Source organism: Helicobacter labacensis (assembly GCF_003660285.1).
GTDB classification, from domain to species: domain Bacteria; phylum Campylobacterota; class Campylobacteria; order Campylobacterales; family Helicobacteraceae; genus Helicobacter; species Helicobacter labacensis.
In genome coordinates this window covers 30,815-53,810 of sequence record NZ_QXQQ01000005.1, presented here as the reverse complement: position 1 = coordinate 53,810, position 22,996 = coordinate 30,815, and the positions used below count along the sequence as shown (strand labels likewise).

Below are 22,996 nucleotides of genomic sequence, written 5' to 3'. Positions count from 1 at the left end.
TTTCATCAGTGCGTTTTAGATTATACCCGCCCAAAGATTAAAGCAAGGTTCTATTTGAGTCCCTTAGTGATCTCTAGGTATTTTTGAAACACCTCAGCGCACAAGGTTTTGAGGGCTCGATTCAGGTCTTCAAAATTATCGTCTAAATAGGCGACATAAGCCTTACCCATTAATCCGGTTACTGAGCCTGCTAAGGTGGCGTTGATCGCTCCCCCTGCCAAACTGCCCACCCCCGGGATCAATTTTAACAAGCTCCCCGCACACGCACGCGCCACTAAACCCGTGCCTAGCACGCTAGCAAAAGTGCCCACTAAAGTTTTGGCATTTTCCTCAGAAACCTCTAGATCATAAATCTTGCTGATATGAATGATCATCGCAATTTGGGTGGGTAAGAGCAGGGCAAAGTCCGAAAAAGGGATAGGAGTCGCCCCAATGGCTGCTGCTGCGCTGGTGTAGCCCAAAATAGCGTTGTGGGCTTCCTCTTGGCGTCTTTGGCGCAACGCCTCTTTAGCTTGAGCCTGCATCTGCAAATCGTATTGTTGTTTTCTCTCTAGGGCGAGTTTTTGCGCCTCATCTAATAGATCGCGTGATTTGTCAATGAGTTCTTTAATCCCCCTAATCTTTTTAATATCTCCTTCATCATCTTCAATCTCTAGAGCCCTGACACGCTCAAAATGCGCCTCATCTACTTGAAATTTGGCACGCACGATCTCAGAAAATTTTTCGCCCTTATCGTCCTTATCTTGTTGGGCTTTGGTGATCACCACGATAGTAGGGATCGCACAAGTTTTAAGCATGCTATGAAGTTCTAGCTCCCCCTCTTGCACGCGCCGTCCTGATTCTTGAATACACAGCCAAGCGATGTGGATTTGCTCCTCAAGCACCGCTCCCCTCTTGGTGTCTAAGAAATCTTGAATCTGGGCTTTGGTGCGCTCAAAGTCTTTCATCTCAAGCCCCTTAGTGTCATAAATACTCAAATCCTCTTTAATATAGCGTTGGATCTCTTGGGTTACTGGCTCGCCCTGCCCTGTGGGGGCGACTTGCTCCCCAAAGACCGCGTTAATAAGCGTGCTTTTCCCCACTCCCGTGCCCCCAGCCACTAACACATTGAGATTGTAATGCGTAACTGGGGCTTTAGCCATGATCGCTTGGGCTTTTTTAAAACCCTTAGACATCAAATCCTCCAAGTCCAAAACGATTTCAGATTGCGCCATAATTCTCCTTCATCTTTCTCATAGCTTAACTAAAAATTTTAAACCCCTTATGCTAAAATTCCCTATCTTAATTTAATAGGAGTAGTTCATGTCTTACAACCCCAAGTATTTAACCCCCCCCAAAGAGGGGCAAGCCATCAGCTATGAAAATGGCAAATTGCATGTCCCAAGCAATCCCATTATTCCCTTCATTGAGGGCGATGGGATCGGGGTGGATATTACCCCTGTGATGCGCAAGGTGGTCGATGCGGCTGTGCAAAAAGCCTATAAAGGTGCCAAAAAAATCGCGTGGTATGAAGTCTTTGTGGGCGAAAAATGCTACAACAAATTCAAAGACACACCGGGATTAAGCCTAGAAGAACAATGGTTGTTACCCGATACGATTGAGGCAATCAACCATTTTAAGGTTTCTATCAAGGGACCTCTAACCACCCCCGTAGGCGAGGGCTTTAGATCGCTCAATGTCGCCCTGCGCCAAAAAATGGATCTCTATGTGTGCTTGCGCCCCGTGCGTTGGTATTCAAGCCCTAGCCCGGTGAAACACCCTGAAAAAGTGGATATGGTGATCTTTCGTGAAAATAGCGAGGACATCTATGCTGGGATCGAATTTAACCAAGATAGCCAAGAGGCTAAAAAGCTCATCAAGTTTTTACAAGACGAGCTCAAGGTGACAAAAATTCGCTTCCCCAATACTAGCAGTGTGGGGATCAAGCCCATTAGCCTAGAGGGGACTGAAAGGCTTGTGCGCAAGGCACTTGAATACACCATTGACAACGATCGCGCTAGCCTTACCTTTGTGCATAAGGGCAATATTATGAAATACACCGAGGGGGCGTTTATGAAGTGGGGCTATGCTTTAGCCCAAAGGGAATTTGGGGCAAAACTGCTAGATGGGGGTCCATGGTGCACCCTTAAAAACCCCAAAACAGGCAAAGAGATCGTCATTAAAGATATGATCGCCGATGCCTTCTTGCAACAAATCTTGTTGCGCCCGGCTGAATACGATGTGATTGCCACGATGAATCTCAATGGGGACTATATCTCAGACGCGCTAGCCGCAATGGTGGGGGGGATTGGGATTGCTCCGGGGGCAAATATGAATGATAGTGTCGCGCTCTTTGAAGCCACGCATGGCACAGCCCCCAAATACGCAGGGCAAAATAAGGTCAATCCGGGCTCTATTATCCTCAGCGCGGAGATGATGTTGCGCCACATGGGCTGGGTAGAAGCAGCGGATTTGGTTGTGGTGGGCATGCAAAAGGCGATTGAGAGCAAAAAAGTAACTTACGATTTTGCGCGCTTGATGGAGGGGGCTAGCGAGGTGTCTAGCTCAGAGTTTGGAGAAGTGATCGTTGCGCATTTGTAGAAATTAAAGTAAATAGGGGGGGTTGGGGTGGCAAATGGGACAAATCACATTATTTTTAGGGCTTTTGTGCTTTCTAGCTAATGTGGCGTGGGGGGTGAGTTGTGATCCCAATCCACATTACCACTCGGACTATGTGCTTAACCAAGCAAGCAATTTTGCGGGCAAACTTAAGGGTGATGCAGAGCATGTGCAATATGTGCTTGAGAATAATAAAGCCGTGGTGGGTGGGATCACTTATTGCGGGGCTGTGGTGCGTGGTTATAGACCGGAGTATAGCACAGACGATGATCCGAGCTTAAGTTTTATGTGTTTTGGATTTAGCAGGGGAGCTAAGTGGTATGATGGCTCTTGCTTGTTGTTAAATCCAGAGTCTCCCCTATCTGAAATCAACATGGAGTTTAAAAAGGATGCCTTTCTCTTGCATATCAGAGAGGATAACTATGAATGTGAGCGCAGTATATCCACCTATAGAAGCACTTTGAGTTTTAAGCCACATGGAGGTCGCTACCTCCTAAAAGCCATTAATGGGCAACTTGACACAAAGGAAGATTACCCTATGGATCCCATTTATCGCCAAAAAAGAGATGGCAAACAAATTTTTATGAATGCAATGGATCGCAATATCATAGAAAACTTGCTAGATCGTTGCCAAAATAAGGGGTATTGTCAAGACAGATAAAAGCAGGAGTGATTAAATGGCAAAGTTTCTTGCGTTTCTGTGCGTGTGGGTGGGTCTTTGCTATGGCTCAAATATGGCTCTATTTGAGCGCGCGCTTGAGCAACAAACACAGGATTTTATGCATGTTTTGGATATGTAGTGGCGCAAAGATTGCAGGTGTAGGGAGGGGTATAAGTTTAATCCAACCTATTGTTGGTGCGATTCTGCGCTCTTTGAGGCGGACCCTGGGGGGATGTTCGTGGGTGGTAGCATCACTACAATACCCAAATATTTGAGATAAAAAAACCAAGCATGCGTGTGTTTGTGATGTGGGGATCAGCTATTGCTGAGGGGGCTAGCAATGGGATTAGAACCGTGTGTTTTAGCGTGCTCAAGGACTTGGTATGGCATCAAGGTTCTTGTGTGCAAATTGAAGATGAGGAGCCCGCTGGTTTTGTGTCCTCCAGCGCGCAAGTGTCTTTTAAAAACCAACACCTTATTTTTACCCTGCGCCAACAAGACTGCTGGGTAAAAGATATGGAGCGGGGGCTTTTCCCCAATGTAGCCTATAAGCGTTTTGTATTCTCAATGCAAAAGGGGCGTTTCTTTTTAGAGCAATACCGCTACGATGAAGTGTATGAGACAAATGCTGATGGGATTTCTCAATGTGTGGATGCCAGCTTTCTTAAGGACATGGTTAAAATCAAGCCTGTTACCATCAAAAAGGCGGGTTCTAATCTTTATTACAGCCGCCAAAGAGATGGGGGGCTATTTCTAGCAAAGCAAATCACCCCTAACTTGTTAGAGAAGTTTCAGACTCGCTGTTACAAATCCAAGCGTTGTAAGCCTTTGGAGGCAGAAACTGAAAAAGCTTCTGATCAAGCATTTAACGAGTAGGTGATCTAGAAAGTTTAGAGGTGTGGAGGTGATGGGTGCGACCGATGAAATTGTTTTTAGGGGCTTTGTTAGCACTTATGGGCGTGTGCTTTGGTGGGGGTGTCAAGGATTTAGACGCTGGCGTGCGGATAATGATAGATGACATGCATGTTTTAGACCATCTTTTTGATCGCTATGGGGGAGGGTATAAGCGTTTTTTGACAACGATCTTTACTGGGCAAGTCAATAACAAACCTCTGCGCGTGGCTGTGTTCTATGCGGATCTTGTAGCACAAAACATGACCACTGAGGATTTTAGAATTTCAGGCAAAAATGTTCCCACATTCGTTTGTATGGGGATTTTAAAGAGTTTAAAAGAATTGGCTAAATCGCGCCAACAAAAGAGCTTTTGTTTGCGCCACGATGCGTTCAATAACGCGCAACTGTTGAGGTTGAGCGCCAGCGTGGTTTTTAAAAAGCATAGCTTTAGCCTAGAAGTGTGGCAGGATGTTGCGTTTGCAGATGGCTATCCGGATACCATCCATCAATCCTATGTGTTTAAGCCAAATCCTAAAGGGTTTTTGTTAGACGCGTATCTTTATGAAGAGTATGGTGGCATTGAGGGAGAAGATCCGGACACAGGAGAAGCGTTTAGAATCCAGCCGGGCAAAAATATCTATTACAGCCAAGCTAGAGACAAGCAAAGTATTTTCTTATCTAGCATCAACGATGCGTTGCTTAATAAGCTAAGAGAGCAATGCTACAAATCCAAGCATTGCAAAAGAACAGAGTTGCAAAAAGTCCTCTTCCACGCCAAAAGCTAACAAGGCTTTAAGCTGGTGGGCTAGATTGTTGATGTGCGCTTGGGAAGTGTTGCTAGCTACTAGCTGGGAATAGAAGTTGTGCACTAGGTCTTTGTTGATGTGGCTTAGCGGCGTGTGCGCTCCGCCTAGTAGCTCTACCACGCGCCTTAAAAAGGACGCGATAGATCGTTTAGAAGTGGGTTTTAGCCATTCTAGGCGTTTTTGGTAGGCTTGCACTAGATCGCCCAAAGCGCGCCCCCCCTCTGGGCTTTTTGGGCAATCTTTTCCCTCGTGCAACTCTTGGGCTTTGGCGCGGTTTTGTGGCGTGTCTAGCATTCTAAAGCTAAAGCGTTTGCGCTTGCCCTCAACATACACTTCTCCATAATAACGACCTAGAAGCAGGCGTGGCACTCACCTACAATAAAACCACATGGCGTATTGTGCACATTGAAAGAGCGCGGGCGATCATGCGCGTGTTTTTGCAAGAATATAGGGATAGTTGTGCTTAAGCGCAATGAAGTCTTACTAGGCTTGCAAAGCGTCTTAGCGCGCAAGATCAAAATTCCTAATGTGATTGTAGATGACATTTTAACTTTGGATGCATCCAAAGCTCCTTTTTTAGTCATTCGCACCACAGACACACAGATTAGCGCGCCTAGCAATGATTCATGGAAGCACACCATGGAGTTAGAATTTGAGATTTTGGCACACGACAAAGAAATGGCAGATCATCTCTTAGAGCAAGTGCTAGAAGAGCTAGAGATTTTTGCCGCGCACAAAAACCCTAAGGGAATCAAGGTAGAAAAGGTAGAGATCGCCTCTACTCCACTCTATAGCTTGGTGCTAGAGATGGAGATCATCTTTTTCACGCCTAGTTTTAGGAGTTAGGATGTTCTAACTACTTGAAAGGCAAATAATGGGCGTTTTGATTGATGGCATGAGCAATGGGTGGGAGTATAAAGACCCACCAGTCCAAAGCCCGCTTTAAAGCAAGTTAAGCGATACTAGAAAATCTATATTTTGACAAAAAGAGTAGGAGATCCTCCCATGCTACACAAAAAAAGCCACATAGAAAGAGATGAAGAGAAATTTGTTTTCAAGGCGGATAGTTCTTCTACGCCCATTTTTGGGAGTGCAGAGAGTGATGTGTTACTGCCCCGCGAAAAAATAGGGCAGAAAATGATGGATCCGCGCATTGCTTACCAGCTGGTTTCAGATGAAATGATGCATGATGGCAACCCGCGCTACAATCTTTGCACCTTTGTGCAAACCTATATGGAAGAGGAAGCCCGAAAAATTATGCTCGATTCGATGGCAACTAACGCCATTGATAAATCTGAATACCCACAAACCACCGAGATTGAAAAACGCTGCGTGAATATCATTGCCAATCTTTGGAATGCTAACCCGCAAGAAGACTATATGGGCACTTCTACCGTGGGCTCTTCAGAAGCTTGCATGTTGGGTGGCATGGCGATGAAATTTCGCTGGCGCAAACGGGCGCAAGCTCTAGGCATGGATATTAGCAAGAAAAAACCTAATCTCATTGTCGGTTCGGGTTACCAAGTGGTTTGGGAAAAATTCTGCGTGTATTGGGATGTGGAGTTGCGCGAAGTCCCTATGAGTGATTGGCATGACCTGACTTTAAATGCGCAAAAAGCCATTGAGCTTTGCGATGATTACACGATTGGCATTGTGCCCATTATGGGAATTACCTATACAGGAGCATTTGATGACATTGTAACCTTAGATAAGCTCCTAAGCGCATACAACCAACAGGCTAAAATTAGCGTACCCGTCCATGTGGATGCGGCTTCTGGGGGGTTGTATCTGCCCTTTATGCAGCCAGATCTCAAATGGGATTTTCGCCTCAAAAATGTCGTCTCTATCTCCACTTCAGGGCATAAATATGGTCTTATCTACCCCGGAATTGGCTGGGTGCTATGGCGGGATAAACAATTTTTGCCCGATGAGCTGATCTTTAAAGTGGCGTATTTAGGGGATTTTGAGCCCACTTTTCAAATTAATTTCTCCCGATCGGGCTCGCAAATTTGGGCGCAGTATTATTGTTTTGTGCGTTGGGGTTTTGAGGGCTACAAGGCTGTGCATGCTAAAACCCGCGATGTGGGGCTTTTCTTGGCAAGGGGCATCCAAGCCTTGGGGCTTTTTGAGATGATCAATGAGGGTCAAAACATCCCCATCATCTGCTGGGCTATGAATGCACAGGCGCAGCAAGAAAAACAATGGGATCTTTACGATTTAGCCGATCGCCTGCGTTTTAATGGTTGGCAGGTCCCTGCTTACCCCCTCCCAGCCAATTTTCAAAATGTCTCGGTGATGCGTGTGGTCGTGCGCGCTGATCAAAGCATGGAGCAGATGTCGCTATTTTTAAAAGACTTAAAGCAAGCCATCAAGGATCTAGAGAGCGCAAGCCTAGTGAGCCACAAACGCCAGTTAGAAGAGGGCAAAGCCGTCCCGGTGGGTTATACGCATTGAGGAATTTGGGGGGAGTCATAAATTTGGTCGGAGTCTTTGCGCTCTAAGCCCATTGCTTGTTCTGTGCGCTAGGAATGCGGGTGCAACTCCTTGCTCAATGTCATCTAAATTAGATCAAACTTTGGCGATGCTTTCTAGTGTGTGCACAGATAAGATTAGATTAATGATTTCTTTGGTCTTTGGTTTCTTGAAGTTTCTCACATCCTAACTCTTGGGCGTGCATCTGTATTTCAGCGAGTACACCATAAGAGATCGCGCCTGCTATATAAGAGCATGATTCGCATGCAAGAGCTCAATGCGCGCCAAGAAAAGGAGTTGCTAGAAATTGAGGGGCTATGTGAGGCATTTGTAGCTAAGTGGGAGACAATGCGTGAGCAAAAGAATGAGGCAGTTTTCCGGATACTGCATACCTAATGAGACTAAGGAAAAACCACGGGTTGCAAATAAGAAGGTTATTTTAAAGCGTGTGGAGCAAGCCTTAGCAAATTGGATATAAATTGGATATTAAAAACACTGCAAGAGCTAAAAAGGAGGAGTGTAAATAATAAGTTAGAGTGTGTTAAAAGAGCCATAAATGTACAATTACCGCAAACAAGAACGCTACATATGGAGGTAGGGGGCTATATTCAGGGACGCAGCTATTATTTAAGAGCCCTTAAACGCGCTTTAAAGCGCAAAATTAAACAGAGTTTGCAAATTAGGTTAACCCAAGATAAAAGCGCATGGGATAAACATGGCATCATTAGCCACCCTAATTTTGAAGGTTTTGTTAGCCAACATGGCAAAGCTCTTATTAAAGTGTTTAAAAGTAAACTACACTGGAATGATAAAGGGGAGATTCACATAGTCCCTGTAAAAATTAAGGAGTAGAGTGGAACATCTGCCTAATATGGACGCATATGAAGACCCGCTAAAGATCATCTTTGTAAACGGCGATGTGTGGGAGGGGGGTTAAGCTTTACTATGCGTATTATGTCAATAGCTATTCTTATGTCCCTGAGGGGGATGAGGATTGTTTAGGCGTGGTTTATCAAGGAGTACATTATTCTCTACGCGCTAGCGAGATCAAGGAAATTATAGGCGGCACCCGCGCACCCCATGTGAAAATAATTAAAGACGCAAAACTAAGTAAAACGCTTAAGCTCCAAAGGTGCGCTGGGTGCGTAGCACCCAAATAACTTTTAAGTCCCCAAGAACACGCAGCGCGCTAGTCCAAATAGTGCTAGTGAAAGCGCGCGCGTTTACTCCAATCTGTGCGCTTTCGCGCGCAAGCGTCCAAATGGTGCTAGTGGTGGATGGGGTGTATTCCCCCTATGCAAGACACACAAGTTTTTAAGCATACGCGCCCTGCCTACTTTACTCGTAATGATGTGAGCAAAAATCCCCAAATTGAACAATATCCCAAGGACATGGCGCGTATGTGCAGAAAATCTTTAAGCATCTCTAAAGCTCCACACCGCAGGTTTTGCGCCAAAAGCCATCTAAACCTAACCCCCTCATTCTTTGGGCAAATCATAGACCGGGCATGTAGCTACACCCACGCTAGAGCGGGTGAATTTCTCTACATTCTCTTGAGCTTTTTTGGGATCATTGACCCAAGTTTTATAAAACTCAAAGGGGCATTCTACCACGCCCTTATCCCCATCCCCACTAGCAAAGACTCCGCTATAACCGCGGTGCAAGAGTTTGAAGAGTTGGTTTTGGCTTTGATCGTATTTTCTGGCATCGCGGATTTGGTGCACAGAGAGTTGGGCATATTGGAGTCCATTTTCTTCCTCCCCGCATTCGCCCAAAGTGCGCCCATCAAAACCGATGATACTAGAGTGTCCAAAGTAAGAATACACCCCATCAAAGCCGGTAGCATTCGCCACAGCCACATAGCATTGATTAGCCCACGCCATCGCTTTTACCATTGTGATCTGCTGTTCTTTGGCTGGATACATATAACCTTGACAGCGCACAATAAGCTCGGCACCGCGCATCGCACAATCACGCCAAATCTCGGGGTAATTGCCATCATCGCAGATAATCAAAGAAACTTTTAGCCCCTTAGGTCCCTCAACCACATAGGTTTTATCTCCCGGATACCAGCATTCAATGGGGCACCAAGGCAAAATCTTGCGGTATTTTTGCACGATCTCGCCCTTATCATTGATGAGGATCAGAGTGTTATAAGGATTCTTTTGGGCTTGTTCGTGCTTTTCACCCGTGAGCGAAAACACGCCCCAAACTTTGTTTTTCTTGCAAGCCTCAGAAAAAATAGCGGTTTCTTCGCCCGGAACACTGGCTGCTGTGTCAAACATCTCTTGTTTGTCATACATAATCCCCTGCGTGCTGTATTCAGGGAAAATAATCAGATCCAACCCGGGCAAGCCCTGTTTGACCCCACCAATCACCTGAGCGATGTTGTGGCAATTTTCTAACACCTGCGCTTTGGTGTGCAATCTAGGCATTTTGTAATTGATCACCGCTACGCCCACAGTATCAGGGCTACTGCTAATATCTCCATGTCTCATATCATCTCCTTGTAATGCGTTTATTGAGGAGTCTTGAAAAACCCCAAGGGGGCTTTTACAATAGTTGCGTAAACAAAATTGCAACACAAACAAAAACAATTATGATAATTCTTAGCGCGCAATAAAAGCGTTTCAGGGATTGTTGGGGGAGTTTGCGCAATAGCCAGCGGAGATGACAACAAGAGGCTTAGAACCTAGCAAGTTAGCAGAAAAATTCGATCATGTTTTGTCTGATCTCAACTGTCAAAGTGGCTAGAGTATCCAAGAGGTTTTCATCTTGCTATAGGCAGGTTTGTCAAGGCAAGCAGGTTAGCGTGCCAAAAGTTTCTAATTTATAAAAAGATTTTGAGGGGCATAATCCCGAATATGGAATTTATGCTAACATAGAGGACGCGCTAGAAGAGATCGCTGATCATTTCAGAGGACTTTAAGGAAGTGTTATGGAAAAGCTAGAATGGAATGCAGAACAAAAAGCAGAGTTTTTAGGGTTATTGCAGGAGTTTGTGGATTTAGTGGATAAAGCGGTGCAGGAGTGGGAGGAAAGAGGGGAGAGCCCAGCCCCTAAAGCCCCAAAGAGTGCATGCGATACACTCCAAAAAAGATTAAATGCGTTTTTACGGGAGTTTGGGTATGTGTGCGTGATTAGTCCGGGATTTGGCAATTTAGCCAACAAACCGGCGATTTCTTTTTTTAGACAAGATACTTTAAAAGAGTGGTTTGCTGATCCTAAAAAGCCAACGCCCCAAAAGGGTTTTTACATCTGGTTTGCGTATGCACGCAAGGAACAACCCAAGCTCTTTGACATTTATATAGGGCGCGCTGATGAGGGTTTTGAAGAGTGCAGAAAGTGCGCCGCTTATGAAAAGTTATTTGGTGGTGATCACCCTTTGGGATACGAAGAGCGCGATTTAGGCACTATAGGAGAAATAGCAGATTACTTTTTAGAATTGGCAGTTAAGTTCAATGCGATTCCCTTAGAGGACTTTAAAGGAAATGGTATGGAAAAGGTAGAATGGAGCGAGGAACAGAAAGCAGAGTTTTTAGGGTTATTACAGGAGTTTGTGGGTTTGGTGGATAAAGCCGTGCAGGGGAGTCGCAAAAACCCTAAGCCTCCCCTAGAGAGTGAGCGTAGTGCGCTTGAAAAGAGGTTAAACAATTTTGCACAGGGGTGGGGGTATGAGTGTTTTGTGCATGCCGGTGCTGATGCTTTTAAAAAAGGAAAAGGGTATCCCGGACTTGCCTTTTTCCGCACAAAAATTGTAGGGGGTGAGAGGGGGGAGTTTGTCAATATTAGAACAGAAAACGGGATTCGGGGTTTTGATATTTGGGTGGGCTATAACTGGCACGACACTGAGGTAGTCAATGTCCCCCCAAGAGGGTTTGTCTGTTGTATAGGTCTAGCTGGTTGGGATGGAAAGCATAAAAAGATCTGTGAAAAATGCCGGGCGTATCCAAAGCTTTTTTCAGGCAAAAATACGCATCTCATCCATAAGAACGATTATCTCTATACTTACGATACTCTGGAGGAGTTTGAACAAAATATCACAGATCAATTTTTGTGGTGTGTCAATAAATTTCATGAAGTCCCTATCAATGACTTTAAAATAAACAATTCACAAACATCCCAAGAAAACCACAAAGGAGAGACTATGAAAAACAAAACCCCCCTAAACCAAATCCTCTATGGACCCCCGGGCACAGGCAAGACTTATAACACCATCAACAAGGCGTTAGAAATTTTGCTAGGCAAGCAAGGACAGGAGTTAGAAACAGAAATTAACAACGCGTTTGAAGTGTTAAAGCTTGAAATACCTCAATCCGCCCAAACACAGAGCGAGATAAACAGAGCCCGCGCTAAAACTTTGTTTGATTATTACAAAGATCAAGGCTACATTGGCTTTGTAACCTTCCACCAAAGCTATGGCTATGAGGAATTTGTAGAGGGAATCAAGCCCGAGATGAATAGCGATCAGGTGTCTTACAAAGTTGAGGCGGGGATTTTTAAACAAATGTGCCAAAGGGCGCAAGAAGCCTTAGAAAATACGGATGCGCATGTACCTAAAGAAATGGTACAGATTGATGCGCATTGGCACGCTTTGTTGGAAGCTTTTACGGCTTCTTTGAGGCAAGAACAAGAGGTTAAGGGACAATGTTACATTGAGCTTTATCAAGGGGACCAAAAAGAACTCACATGGAGTAAAACAGCAGAAGGGTTCAAGTTTGCAATCACTTACAATCAAGAAAAAGAACCGGTTTCTATTGAGGGGAGCAAATTAAGGGAGTTGTATCAAGCAGACAAGACGAGGGGCATTCAAAAACCTAAGGACATCCATGTTTCTAATACCTCTTACCATTATGCGCTCCTTAGAAAACTCACGGCATTTGAAGCAGATTACCTAAAAACCCAAAATCTAACGACACCATCCATTGAAATGATGCCACTCCAGCCAAACCCCAAAGCCCCCACCAAGCAACCCTACATCCTCATCATTGATGAAATCAATCGGGGCAATATCTCTAAGATTTTTGGCGAGCTCATTACACTTATCGAACCTAGCAAACGCATAGGCAGTAGCGAGGAATTGCGGGTAACTCTGCCCTACAGCAAAAAGCCTCCTTTTGGCGTTCCCGACAATCTTTACATCATCGGCACGATGAACACCGCCGATCGCTCTATCGCCTTGCTAGATACGGCTTTGCGCCGTCGATTCGTCTTTGAGGAAATCATGCCTAATCCTGCGTTGCTGAGCGCGAATTGCGCGGGGGTGGATTTGCAAAAACTCTTAGAGGCGATAAACGCGCGCATAGAGTTTTTGCTAGACAAAGATCACACCATCGGGCATAGCTACTTTTTGGGGCTAAAAGACTTAGAAGGTTTGCAAGATTGCTTTAAAAACAAGATCATCCCGCTTTTGCAAGAGTATTTTTATGACGATCACGCCAAAGTGAATGTCGTGTTGAATGACAATACTATGTTGTCGCCTAAAACAATGCAGAAATTTAAAGAGGGGCATAAAGCCTTAGAAAACATCAATCTAGAGGAATCTCTTAAAGATTTTGTAGACTCTGATAAAAAGGTTTATCACATCAAACCGGGTCCATGGGAAGTTGCCATGTTTGAAAAAATATATAATGATAAAGTGAAGGTAAACAACGAGGCAGGAGAAGGGTCGGCAGGTGAGAATGTGTCCGCTGAATCTTCTAATGAAAACGCATGAAAACCACACCCACGCTCTATTTAGCCGAGTACCAAGCTTTCAGCCAAACAAACATTGAAGAACGCTTAGGAGATCGTAAAGACAAAGCCCCCAAAATATGGGAAGCCCTTGAAAATTTTACTAGACAAGAAGGTAACCATCAATTTTTAAGATTTAGTGGCAACAGCCTCAAAACCCAAAATTATGTGGGTTTGATCCAAGTGCAGGGCTTTTGTATCGAGATTTTGCCTAAAATTTGTGGGCGGGATTTAAGGGATCACGCCCCCGAGTGCCAGCAGAAAATACCCAAACTTGATCGCTCAAAATTTCAAGATCAGATCAAAGAATTTATCAAGCTACAGACCAACCTAGAACCTTTAAAAAAGCCCGATTGTCCTCTCTGCTATGCTAAAGCTGTGCTTCATAATTGTTTGGCTACCCTTAAAGATACACCCTTTAAACAAACCCAATTTTCTGAGCTTAGTAGCGCACATCTGCCCCTGCTAGAGGTTTTTATCCAAATGTTTTTAGAGGAATGCCAAGCACTCATCAAACGGGGCTTAAAGCGGGATTACCTAAGCGTGTCAGAAAATCGCCCTTTTCTCAAAGGCAAGCTGGAGTTTACCCAACACCTCAAAGCTAACATGATCCATAAAGAACGCTTTTACACGATCAGCGATGAATATAGCCTAGATAACCCGCCTAATCGCCTCATTAAATCCACGCTGGAGATGTTTAAAACCTTGAGCTTAAGTCCCAAAAGCCAAGAGAAGTTAAATAGCGTGCGCTTTGTCTTTGATGAGGTAAGCCCGAGTAAAAACATAGATGCGGACTTTGCCAAAAGCGCGCACGCTAGCCGTTTTAAGGAGTATGAAAATCTTTTGGCATGGTGCGATCTTTTCTTGCGTAAAAAATCTCTCACCCCCTATAAGGGAGTAAATCGGGCGTATGCGTTGTTATTCTCTATGGAAAGACTTTTTGAATCTTTTGTGGGGCATTGGTTGCAAAGAAGTTTAGAAGGGTGTAGCGTGGGTCTGCAAAAACAAAACCGCAAATATCTAATGCTAGATCAGCAAAATAGAAAGTGTTTTGAAATGCGCCCAGATATTGTGCTAAGAAAAGATGGAAGAATCCACATTTTAGACACCAAATGGAAAACCCCTGAAAATCCTAGAGATATTTCTCCTGCCGATCGTTACCAAATGTGGGCGTATGCTAGTAAATACGCCTTTATTGAATCAGAATCAAAAAGCAGACAAAGGTGCGTAGGCGTGTGGTTGGTTTATCCTTACCAGAACAGAATGGAATTTGCGATCTACACCTTCAAAGCCAACGAGGGTATTGAGCTCCAAATCAAGTATTTTCCATTGGGCAACTAGGTTAGTCTCATTGGTAGAAAAAAATGCCACTTAGAACAAGGTTTGGTTGTGGGCATTAGCATTTAAATAGCTGGGCGTGTGCTTACAAGCTTTTTATCTCCTATTCCACCAAATTTATATTATAATCTTAAAAAGAACATAGTTTGATCTTGAAGGGGTTAGCTTGTTTAGTGGCGTGATTCACCAAATGGCGCAAGTCAAAACCTTTAACCGCAATGTGTTAGAAGTGTCAAGTGCTTATCGTCCCGCTTTGGGCGATAGCATCGCTGTAAATGGGGCGTGTTTGACGGTTATTGGGCTGTTGAAAGGGGGTTTTGTCTTAGAGTTAAGCGCACACACCCAAGAGTCGATCGCCCTAGAAAATTATGCCCCCGGGGCGCGTGTGCATATGGAGCCGGCTTTACGGCTTGATTCGCGTCTAGATGGGCATTTCGTACAGGGGCATGTTGATGGCATTGGCACCATTGTGGCTATTGAGCCCCATGCGAACCAAGTCAATTTAGAAGTCCAAGCCCCTAACGATTTTTTGCGGCTTTGTATCCCCAAGGGCTCGATTGCGCTAGATGGGGTGAGTCTCACCCTTAGTGAAGTGCATGTCCATAGCTTCAGTCTAACCATTATCCCCTACACCTTTGCTAATACTCTATTTTCTAGCTACAAGAAAGGGCAACGAGTCAATTTAGAAAGCGATCTGTTGGTGCGCGCCTTGGCGCGTTTGTTGCAACGATCCCCACAAGCCAAACCCACTTGGCAGGATGTGGATCGCATTGTGATGGGGTATTGATGGCACTCCCTAAAGCGGTCGCGCTGGCTTATAATGTGGGGCAGGATAGCGCGCCTAAGGTGGTGGCTAGTGGAGTGGGGGAGATCGCGCGCGCGATCGTGAAGAAGGCTAAAGCCTTTGATGTGCCCTTATTTTGCAATGAAGCCCTGGTGGAGTCTTTATTAGATGTGCGTTTGGATACGCCCATCCCACCCGAGCTCTATTCTAGTGTGGTAGAAGTCTTTATTTGGTTGCAGAATGTGGAGAGTCAATCGGAGTTGAGTTCTTAAGTTTTTGTGCATTTTAAGTAGCTTGTTATGTGTAATTTAGCATTTAAATGTTAGGATCGCACTTCTATTTAGTCGTGTCAATCAAGGAGTTTTGATGTCCAAGATGGTAGCTCCTCAGGGTGTGCCCGTTTGGGTGAATGAGGCGCGTTGTAAGGGTTGCGATTTGTGTGTATCTGTGTGTCCGGCTGGGGTGCTGGGTATGGGCGTGAAATTAGATCACATTTTAGGCAAGGTCGCTAAGGTGGCTTACCCAGAAAGCTGTATTGGGTGTTGCAAATGCGAGCTAGGTTGCCCGGATTTTGCCATTTATGTTGCGGAGAAAAAAGAATTTAAATTTGCCAAAGTGTCTAAAGAGGCAGAGCAGAGAGGTGAGCGAGTGCGGGCCAACCATTACATGTTATTGCAAGAGAGTGTGGCTGAGGGGAGAGGACAATGAGAGAGGTGATTTCTGATGGCAATGATTTAGTCGCTAAAGCCGCCATTGAAGCGGGTTGTCGTTTCTTTGGGGGCTATCCCATCACCCCTAGCTCAGACATCATGCATGCGATGAGCCAGCTTTTGCCTGCTCACGGGGGGCATTTTATCCAAATGGAGGATGAGATTGGGGGGGTGTGTGTGTCTTTGGGAGCGAGCATGAGTGGGGTCAAGGCGATGACGGCTAGCTCAGGGCCGGGGATTTCTTTAAAAGTGGAGCAGATTGGCTATGCCTTCATGACAGAAACCCCTCTTGTGATCGTAGATGTCATGCGCTCAGGTCCCTCCACAGGGATGCCCACAAGAGTCGCACAAGGCGATGTTAATTTTTTAAAACACCCCTCACATGGGGATTTTAAATCTGTAACCTTAGCCCCGGGTAATTTAGAAGAAATCTATAGTGAAACAATCCGCGCTTTTAATTTGGCTGAAATGCTGATGACTCCGGTCTTTTTGCTTTTAGATGAAACCATTGGACACATGTATGGCAGGGTATCTTTGCCCGACTTACAAGCAGTGCAGCAAAGCGTGGTGAATCGGCGTGTCTTTGAGGGCGATCCTAAGGACTATAAGCCTTACGGTGTGCCCCAAGACGAGTCGGCGATCCTTAATCCCTTTTTTAAGGGGTATCGTTACCACATTACGGGCTTACACCACGGACCCATTGGCTTCCCCACAGAGGATGCCCAAATTGGGGGCGCGCTCATCGATCGCCTCTTTCATAAGATCGACTCTAAAAGCGACATTGTGTGCAAAAATGAAGAGATGGATTTAGAAGGTGCGGATGTGCTTGTGATTGGCTATGGTTCTAGCGCGTTAGCTATTAAAGAAGCCCTAAGAGATTTAAAAGCGCAAGGGTATCCTAAAAAAATTGGCTTTTTTCGCCCCCTCACTCTGTGGCCCAGCCCGCGTGCCAAACTTGCAGAATTAGGCAAAAGGTTTGAGAAAATCCTCATGGTCGAGCTCAATAAGGGGCAATATGTTTTAGAAATTGAGCATGCCATGGGGCGCAGAGTAGAAGCGTTGTTGCAAGCCGATGGCAGACCCTTTACCCCCCGCCAAATCGCGCTAAAAATAAAGGAGCTCTAAATGGCATTTGATTATGATGAGTATTTACGCGTGGATAAGACCCCTACACTTTGGTGTTGGGGCTGTGGGGATGGGGTGATCTTAAAATGCATTATCCGCGCCATTGATAGCTTGGGCTGGAATATGGACGATGTGTGCTTGGTGAGTGGGATTGGGTGCAGTGGGCGCATGAGTTCGTATGTGAATTGTAATACCGTGCATACCACACATGGGCGCGCGCTAGCTTATGCCACCGGGATCAAGTTAGCCAATGCTAAAAAACATGTCATCGTGGTGTCTGGAGATGGAGATAGCTTTGCTATTGGGGGCAATCACACCATCCATGCTTGCAGGCGTAATATTGATCTTAACTTAGTGTTGGTCAATAACTTCATCTATGGCTTGACTAATTCGCAAACCTCCCCCACAACCCCTAATGGGATGTGGACGGTTACTGCCCAAAGTGGCAATATTGACAACCACTTTGACCCTTGTGAGATCACTATGGCAGCTGGGGCAAGTTTTGTCGCCCGTGAGAGCGTGTTAGACCCCAAGAGATTGGAGCGCACATTAGCAGAGGGCTTTAGCCATAAGGGTTTTAGCTTTGTGGATGTGCATAGCAATTGCCATATCAATTTGGGGCGCAAAAACAAAATGGGCGAGGCAGCCCAAACTCTAGCGTGGATTCAATCCCGTTTGTTGAGCAAACGCCAATACGAAGCCTTGAGCCCAGAGGAGAGGGAGGGCAAGTATCCCACTGGAGTGCTCAAACATGACACTTCTAAGATGGAGTATTGTGAGGCTTATGAAAGTGTGATTGAAAAAGCTTCTAAGAAAGAGAGGAGCTAGCCATGAGTTTAGAATTACGCTTTACAGGTGTAGGCGGGCAGGGGGTCTTGCTAGCCGGAGAAATCTTAGCAGAGGCAAAGATTGCCAGCGGGGGGTTTGGCACAAAAACCTCTACCTACACCAGCCAAGTGCGCGGTGGTCCTACTAAGGTAGATATTATCTTAAGTGCTGAAGAGATCATCTACCCCTATGCCAAACAAGGCGAGATCGATTTTATGCTCTCAGTAGCCCAAAGCAGTTACAGCATTTTTAAGGGCGATGTCAAGCAGGGGGGTGTGGTAGTGGTCGATCCTAACTTGGTGTACCCCACCCTAGAAGATGAAGCCAAGTTTCAACTCTACAAAATCCCCATTATCACCATTGCCAAAAATGAAGTGGGCAATATCATCACCCAGTCCGTGGTCGCGCTAGCAATCACCACTACTCTAATGGATTGCGTGGATCGCGCCCAAGTGATTGAAACGATGATCTCCAAAGTGCCCGCTAAAGTGGCAGAGTTGAATAAAAAAGCCTTTGAAATTGGAGAAGCACACGCACTCAAGGCATTGGAAGCCAAAAAAATCTCTTGAATAAAGACAGTATTGCGCGCATTGCGAGTGCGCACCCTACCCCCTTTTATCTTTACGATTTTGACCAGATCAAAGAGGCGTTTTTAGAGTTTAAAAACGCCTTTAGCGGGGGCAAATCTCTGATTTGCTACGCTTTAAAAGCCAATTCTAATTTAAGTTTATTAGCCCATTTAGCGCGCTTGGGAGCGGGAGCGGACTGCGTGTCTATTTATGAGGTGCGCCGCGCCCTATTAGCGGGCATCCCCCCCTATAAAATCCTCTTTAGCGGGGTGGGCAAATTGGAGAGTGAGATTATAGAAGCCCTAGAGAGCAAGATTTTATTTTTAAATGTGGAATCTTTTGAAGAGCTTCGGCTGGTTGAGCGCATCGCTACTGATTTAAACACCCCAGCGCGTGTGAGTGTGCGTATCAATCCTAATATTGACCCCCAAACCCACCCCCATATTTCTACGGGTTTATGGGAAAATAAATTTGGAGTAGAGGAAAAAGAGGCGGTGCAGATGTTCATGTTTGCCAAGCAGTCCCCCTTTTTAGAACCGGTAGGCTTGCATTGTCATATTGGCTCACAACTCATCGAGCTAGAACCTATCCAAGAGGCAAGCCAAAAGATGAGTGCGCTCGCGCGCTTTTTAATGGCTAGCGGGGTGGAGTTCAAGTTTTTAGACATGGGCGGAGGCTTGGGTGTAGATGAGGGCAAGGGTGCTATTAGTATTGTGGATTACGCCCAGCCCCTTAAAAGCATCGCGCAAAAACTAGACCTGACTTTAATTTGTGAGCCGGGGCGCAGAATTGTGGCAGATAGCGGGGTGTTGGTCAGTCGCGTGCAATATGTCAAACCCAGCGCACAGAAAAACTTTGTGGTGGTGGATGCGGGGATGAATGACCTGATTCGCCCCGCCTTGTATGGCGCGCGCCATCAAGTAGAGGTGCTTAAGCCCCAAGAGGGCGAGGAGGCGATCTATGACATTGTGGGTCCGGTGTGTGAGAGCGCGGATTGCTTTTTAAAGGGGGTGGCTTTAAGGGGGGTGGCTAGGGGGGATTTGCTGGTCTTTAAGCAGGTGGGGGCTTATGGGGCGAGCATGGCTAGCCATTATAATAGCCGTCCTAAGATTTTAGAGCTTGCCCTTGAGGGGGGCGTACTAAGGGTGATTAAACCCAAAGAGGAGTTTTCTAACCTCATTGCTGGAGAGCGCGCTTGTTTGCAAGAGAGCAGCCTAGAGAGCCAACGCGCCCAGATTGACGCGCTGGACACACAAATTAGTGCCCTACTTACAAAACGCTTTGAGGTGGCTAGCCAAATTGCTAAACAAAAGCGCGCACAAGGGCTACCCATCTACAACCCCGCCAGAGAAGCCCAGATTTACACCCAAGTGGGGGGGCAATTAGAGAGCATTTATACAGAGATTTTAGGTGTTTCAAGGGGGCTAGTGATCCCTGAGAGGGTGGGGGTTAGCACGCGCACAAACACGGCTAGAAGGCTTTTAGGGCAGAAATTTAAACTAAAACTCTACAACCCTCTAACGCTTTTTGATGCGATTTTGCTTAAAAGCGTGGATTATGGGCTCTTAGAGGTGCGAAGTAGTCATGCCTACGCTCAAGGGCTCAAAGCCTTAACAGAACTCATCATGCAACAACGCCTAGAGATCGCCCACAGCTTTAAAATCGCGGGTGTGTGGTGTTTGCTCGTGGGGCGTTTTGGCTTTATGGCACAAAATAACCCCACACGGCGGGCATGGTGGTTTGCTCCCACACACACAAGCCAAGTGCAAGCCCTTTTAAGTGCGTGCACAGACTCCTATTTTTTAGCCACACCGCTAGGATGCTTGCTAGAAGGCAATACAGACCTAGAGTTAAGCACCCATTTAGAGCCCCTATGTTTAGGCACTTATTCTACTACGCGGAGAAAAAGTGGAGTTTAAACCCTTAAATTTAGAGCTAAAAGGGCTATTGGACACGCATTTACAGGCAGATCGCTTGAGCGTGTCAGATGTGAATTTTACCAATTTGTATTTATGGCGACGCGCTAGGGACATTCGCCTAGCCCTTGTGTGTGGTTGTGTGGTGATTCGCACACAATACCCCAAGCAAGCTCCCTTTTATTTTTACCCCATTGGGGCGGGGGATAAAAAGGGCGCGCTTGCAGAGCTTTTAGCCCACACAAAGGCGCATAACGAAGTCTTAGAGTTTAGAGCCTTGCAAACAGATCAAAGGGCGCAACTAGAGAGTTTTTACCCCAATACCTTTAGTGTTGAAGCCAAGCGAGATCGCTTTGATTATGTCTACCACACCGCCGAGCTCATTGCCTTACAAGGCAAAAAATACCATAAAAAGAAAAACCACCTCAACGCCTTTTTAAAGCAATACCCCCATTTTATCTACGAACCTATCAGCGCGCACAAGCGCGATCAGATTGTGAGTGCCCTTGTAGAGTGGCGCGCCTTAGGGCAAGAAGATCAGGCTTTGGATTACGAACACCAAGGCATTTTGGACGCGTTAGAAGTCTTTGAAGAGTTGCAATTACAAGGGGGGCTTATTTGCATAGAGGGGCGCGTAGTGGGCTTGAGTTTTGGGGAGAGAATTAATGCAGAGATGGCGGTGATCCACATTGAAAAGGCAGACCCACGCGTGCGCGGGGCTTACCAAATGATTAACCAACAACTCCTAGCCCATGCCTTTAAAGACTGCCCCCTAGTCAATCGCGAAGAAGATTTAGGCATTGAGGGCTTGCGCCAAGCCAAAATGGGCTACAATCCTGCCTTTTTACTTGAAAAATTTCATGCCACCTATAAGGATTGATATGCAAGAAGCCATCTTTGGAGAGTTTCACTACAGCCAACCCCTGCAGAGCTTTCAGGCTTTTCATCACGCCCAATTACAAGATTTATTAGAACGCATTGACGAGCAACGCCACAAAGGCTATTTTGTGGGCTATCTGCACTACAACGCCTTAAGCGCGACCGCCTCTAAAACCCCCATTGCCTACTTTACTCAGTTTGCCCATAAGCAACCCTACACGCCCACACCCCCAAAATACATGCCCTTTCACCCCCAAATCAGTACCCCCATAGATTTTAACACCTACGCCCATCAATTTAACGCGATTCAAGAGAGCTTTAGCAAGGGAGAATGCGCACAGGTGAATTTAACTCTGCCCTTGCATTTAAAAACCCACGCTACACCCCGCGCCATTTTTGAACAAGTGTTGTTAAACCAGCACACCCCCTATTGCGCTTTTTTGCCAAGCCCTTTTGAAACTATTTTAAGCTTTTCACCCGAGTTATTCTTTGATCTAGATTATGCCGCACAGACCATACGAGTCAAACCCATGAAAGGCACAATCGCGCGCGGAACTACCCCTGAGCAAGACGCACACAACCGGGAGTTTTTACAAAACGATCCCAAAAACCGCAATGAAAACACGATGGTAGTGGATTTATTCGCCCAAGAACTCGCCCATATTGCCCACAAGGTGGAGGTTACTAAGTTATGTGAAGTGGAAGCCCACCCGACCCTTTTTCAAATGACTTCTACTTTGGAAGGCACTCTCAAAAGCCCCCAGCTTTTCCCCATTTTAGAGGCGATCTTTCCCTCTAGCTCGGTTACCGGGGAGCCCAAAGCCAAAAGCATGCAACTCATACAAGATTTAGAGCAACACCAGCGGGGGGTGTATTGTGGGGCGATTGGGATTATCGATTCTGAGCATGCTCTCTTTAATGTGCCCATCCGCACCATGTGCGCACCTCAAAAGAGCCAAACCCATACCCTCTGTGTGGGCAGCGGGGTAACGCAGGCGAGCCAGCTAGAATCTGAATACCAAGAGTGTTATTTAAAGAGTTTCTTTATTCTACCTAAAATTGAATTTAGCCTCATAGAAACCATGCTAGTGCGCCATTTAGAAATTTGCCATAGAGATTTGCACGCAGAGCGTCTAAAGAGAAGTGCACACTATTTTAACTTTGTCTATGAAAATTGGCTAGAGACTTATCAGCCCACTCAAGATGGCATTTTACGCCTCTTATGGCATAAGGACGGGAGTTATGACCTAGAATACAGCCCCCTAGAACCCCCTAAGAGTGTTAAACTCCTCTTAGCCCAAAAACCCCTAGACCCGCGCAACGATTTTTTAACCCACAAGAGCACCTACACCCCGTGGTATGAAGAGGCGCGCGCCCAAATTAAAGAGGGGCTTTGTTTTGATGTGTTGCATTATACTCCTGATGGGCAACTTAGCGAGGGGGCGCGCTCCAATGTCATTTTAGAGATAGAGGGGCAACTCTACACCCCCGCTTTTGACACAGGACTTTTAAAGGGGGTGGGCATTACACACTTGGTTGAGACGGGGCGTTGTGCTCCTAAAGAGTTGGGTTTAGAGGACTTGAGGCGGGCGGATAAGATTTATGCTACCAATGCCATTAGGGGGGTGGTGGAGGTCAAGCTAGATACGCCCATGTTATAATTTCCACACCACATACAAAGGG

At 45.9% G+C, this 22,996-nt stretch carries 22 protein-coding genes; 19 read left to right on the top strand and 3 right to left on the bottom strand.

What is annotated here, in order from left to right; translation table 11 throughout:
- Window positions 1–50: 50 nt before the first annotated feature.
- Window positions 51–1,214 (bottom strand): YcjF family protein, encoded by a 1,164-nt coding sequence (locus EAO33_RS02920; RefSeq protein ID WP_120944817.1) that lies wholly within the window; start codon window positions 1,212–1,214, stop codon window positions 51–53.
- Between the two features lie 88 nt (window positions 1,215–1,302).
- Between EAO33_RS02920 and icd the strand changes: the two genes are divergently transcribed.
- The 5 genes from icd (at window position 1,303) to EAO33_RS02900 (ending at window position 4,938) form a co-directional block, all read left to right on the top strand.
- On the top strand, window positions 1,303–2,580 hold the full coding sequence (gene icd, locus EAO33_RS02915) for an isocitrate dehydrogenase (NADP(+)) (RefSeq protein ID WP_120944815.1): 1,278 nt from the start codon (window positions 1,303–1,305) through the stop codon (window positions 2,578–2,580).
- Between the two features lie 34 nt (window positions 2,581–2,614).
- Entirely contained in the window at window positions 2,615–3,259 is a 645-nt protein-coding gene (locus EAO33_RS02910) for a class II glutamine amidotransferase domain-containing protein (RefSeq protein ID WP_120944860.1), read from the top strand.
- A gap of 16 nt (window positions 3,260–3,275) precedes the next feature.
- On the top strand, window positions 3,276–3,398 hold the full coding sequence (locus tag EAO33_RS09705) for a hypothetical protein (protein ID WP_268877451.1): 123 nt from the start codon (window positions 3,276–3,278) through the stop codon (window positions 3,396–3,398).
- A gap of 152 nt (window positions 3,399–3,550) precedes the next feature.
- The gene (locus EAO33_RS02905; RefSeq protein ID WP_162982192.1) at window positions 3,551–4,135 is read left to right on the top strand and encodes a hypothetical protein; all 585 of its coding nucleotides are present in this window, start codon (window positions 3,551–3,553) and stop codon (window positions 4,133–4,135) included.
- 44 nt (window positions 4,136–4,179) lie between these two features.
- Window positions 4,180–4,938, top strand: a complete 759-nt coding sequence (locus EAO33_RS02900) for a hypothetical protein (RefSeq protein ID WP_120944811.1) — start codon at window positions 4,180–4,182, stop codon at window positions 4,936–4,938.
- Here EAO33_RS02900 and EAO33_RS02895 read toward each other — a convergent pair.
- On the bottom strand, window positions 4,861–5,328 hold the full coding sequence (locus tag EAO33_RS02895) for a hypothetical protein (protein WP_162982191.1): 468 nt from the start codon (window positions 5,326–5,328) through the stop codon (window positions 4,861–4,863). The two genes, EAO33_RS02900 and EAO33_RS02895, sit on opposite strands and share 78 nt — an antisense overlap.
- A 90-nt stretch (window positions 5,329–5,418) precedes the next feature.
- Here EAO33_RS02895 and EAO33_RS02890 point away from each other — a divergent pair, with 90 nt between their 5' ends.
- The 3 genes from EAO33_RS02890 to EAO33_RS02880 all read left to right on the top strand — a co-directional run bounded on the left by EAO33_RS02890 (window position 5,419) and on the right by EAO33_RS02880 (window position 8,283).
- A complete protein-coding gene (locus tag EAO33_RS02890; protein ID WP_120944807.1) occupies window positions 5,419–5,805 on the top strand; it encodes a hypothetical protein in 387 nt (128 codons plus the stop codon).
- 159 nt (window positions 5,806–5,964) lie between these two features.
- Window positions 5,965–7,413, top strand: coding sequence for a glutamate decarboxylase (locus EAO33_RS02885; protein WP_120944805.1), 1,449 nt, complete (start codon window positions 5,965–5,967; stop codon window positions 7,411–7,413).
- 486 nt (window positions 7,414–7,899) lie between these two features.
- The gene (locus tag EAO33_RS02880) at window positions 7,900–8,283 is read left to right on the top strand and encodes a hypothetical protein (protein ID WP_162982190.1); all 384 of its coding nucleotides are present in this window, start codon (window positions 7,900–7,902) and stop codon (window positions 8,281–8,283) included.
- Between the two features lie 626 nt (window positions 8,284–8,909).
- Here EAO33_RS02880 and EAO33_RS02870 read toward each other — a convergent pair.
- Window positions 8,910–9,929, bottom strand: coding sequence for an aliphatic amidase (locus tag EAO33_RS02870; protein ID WP_120944799.1), 1,020 nt, complete (start codon window positions 9,927–9,929; stop codon window positions 8,910–8,912).
- Between the two features lie 440 nt (window positions 9,930–10,369).
- Between EAO33_RS02870 and EAO33_RS09810 the strand changes: the two genes are divergently transcribed.
- The 11 genes from EAO33_RS09810 to EAO33_RS02815 all read left to right on the top strand — a co-directional run bounded on the left by EAO33_RS09810 (window position 10,370) and on the right by EAO33_RS02815 (window position 22,974).
- The gene (locus EAO33_RS09810) at window positions 10,370–13,147 is read left to right on the top strand and encodes an McrB family protein (RefSeq protein ID WP_120944797.1); all 2,778 of its coding nucleotides are present in this window, start codon (window positions 10,370–10,372) and stop codon (window positions 13,145–13,147) included.
- The gene (locus tag EAO33_RS02860; protein WP_120944795.1) at window positions 13,144–14,505 is read left to right on the top strand and encodes an McrC family protein; all 1,362 of its coding nucleotides are present in this window, start codon (window positions 13,144–13,146) and stop codon (window positions 14,503–14,505) included. The genes EAO33_RS09810 and EAO33_RS02860 overlap by 4 nt, the downstream gene beginning before the upstream one ends.
- A gap of 163 nt (window positions 14,506–14,668) precedes the next feature.
- Complete coding sequence (ribE, locus tag EAO33_RS02855) at window positions 14,669–15,289, top strand: riboflavin synthase (RefSeq protein WP_120944793.1); 621 nt, start codon at window positions 14,669–14,671, stop codon at window positions 15,287–15,289.
- The gene (locus EAO33_RS02850) at window positions 15,289–15,558 is read left to right on the top strand and encodes an EscU/YscU/HrcU family type III secretion system export apparatus switch protein (protein ID WP_120944791.1); all 270 of its coding nucleotides are present in this window, start codon (window positions 15,289–15,291) and stop codon (window positions 15,556–15,558) included. The genes ribE and EAO33_RS02850 overlap by 1 nt, the downstream gene beginning before the upstream one ends.
- Before the next feature lie 94 nt (window positions 15,559–15,652).
- Window positions 15,653–15,994, top strand: coding sequence for a 4Fe-4S binding protein (locus EAO33_RS02845; protein ID WP_120944788.1), 342 nt, complete (start codon window positions 15,653–15,655; stop codon window positions 15,992–15,994).
- Window positions 15,991–17,121 (top strand): 2-oxoglutarate synthase subunit alpha, encoded by a 1,131-nt coding sequence (locus EAO33_RS02840; RefSeq protein WP_120944786.1) that lies wholly within the window; start codon window positions 15,991–15,993, stop codon window positions 17,119–17,121. The genes EAO33_RS02845 and EAO33_RS02840 overlap by 4 nt, the downstream gene beginning before the upstream one ends.
- Window positions 17,122–17,949, top strand: coding sequence for a 2-oxoglutarate ferredoxin oxidoreductase subunit beta (locus EAO33_RS02835; RefSeq protein WP_120944784.1), 828 nt, complete (start codon window positions 17,122–17,124; stop codon window positions 17,947–17,949).
- Window positions 17,950–17,951: 2 nt separating this feature from the next.
- Window positions 17,952–18,518 (top strand): 2-oxoacid:acceptor oxidoreductase family protein, encoded by a 567-nt coding sequence (locus EAO33_RS02830; RefSeq protein WP_120944782.1) that lies wholly within the window; start codon window positions 17,952–17,954, stop codon window positions 18,516–18,518.
- Window positions 18,515–20,437 (top strand): diaminopimelate decarboxylase, encoded by a 1,923-nt coding sequence (gene lysA, locus EAO33_RS02825; RefSeq protein WP_120944780.1) that lies wholly within the window; start codon window positions 18,515–18,517, stop codon window positions 20,435–20,437. Before EAO33_RS02830 ends, lysA begins: the two co-directional genes overlap by 4 nt.
- Window positions 20,427–21,314 carry a DUF2156 domain-containing protein gene (locus EAO33_RS02820; RefSeq protein WP_120944778.1) on the top strand — a complete coding sequence of 296 codons (888 nt, stop codon included), beginning with the start codon at window positions 20,427–20,429 and terminating at the stop codon, window positions 21,312–21,314. The genes lysA and EAO33_RS02820 overlap by 11 nt, the downstream gene beginning before the upstream one ends.
- A gap of 1 nt (window position 21,315) precedes the next feature.
- On the top strand, window positions 21,316–22,974 hold the full coding sequence (locus tag EAO33_RS02815) for a bifunctional chorismate-binding protein/class IV aminotransferase (protein WP_162982189.1): 1,659 nt from the start codon (window positions 21,316–21,318) through the stop codon (window positions 22,972–22,974).
- Window positions 22,975–22,996 lie beyond the last annotated feature (22 nt).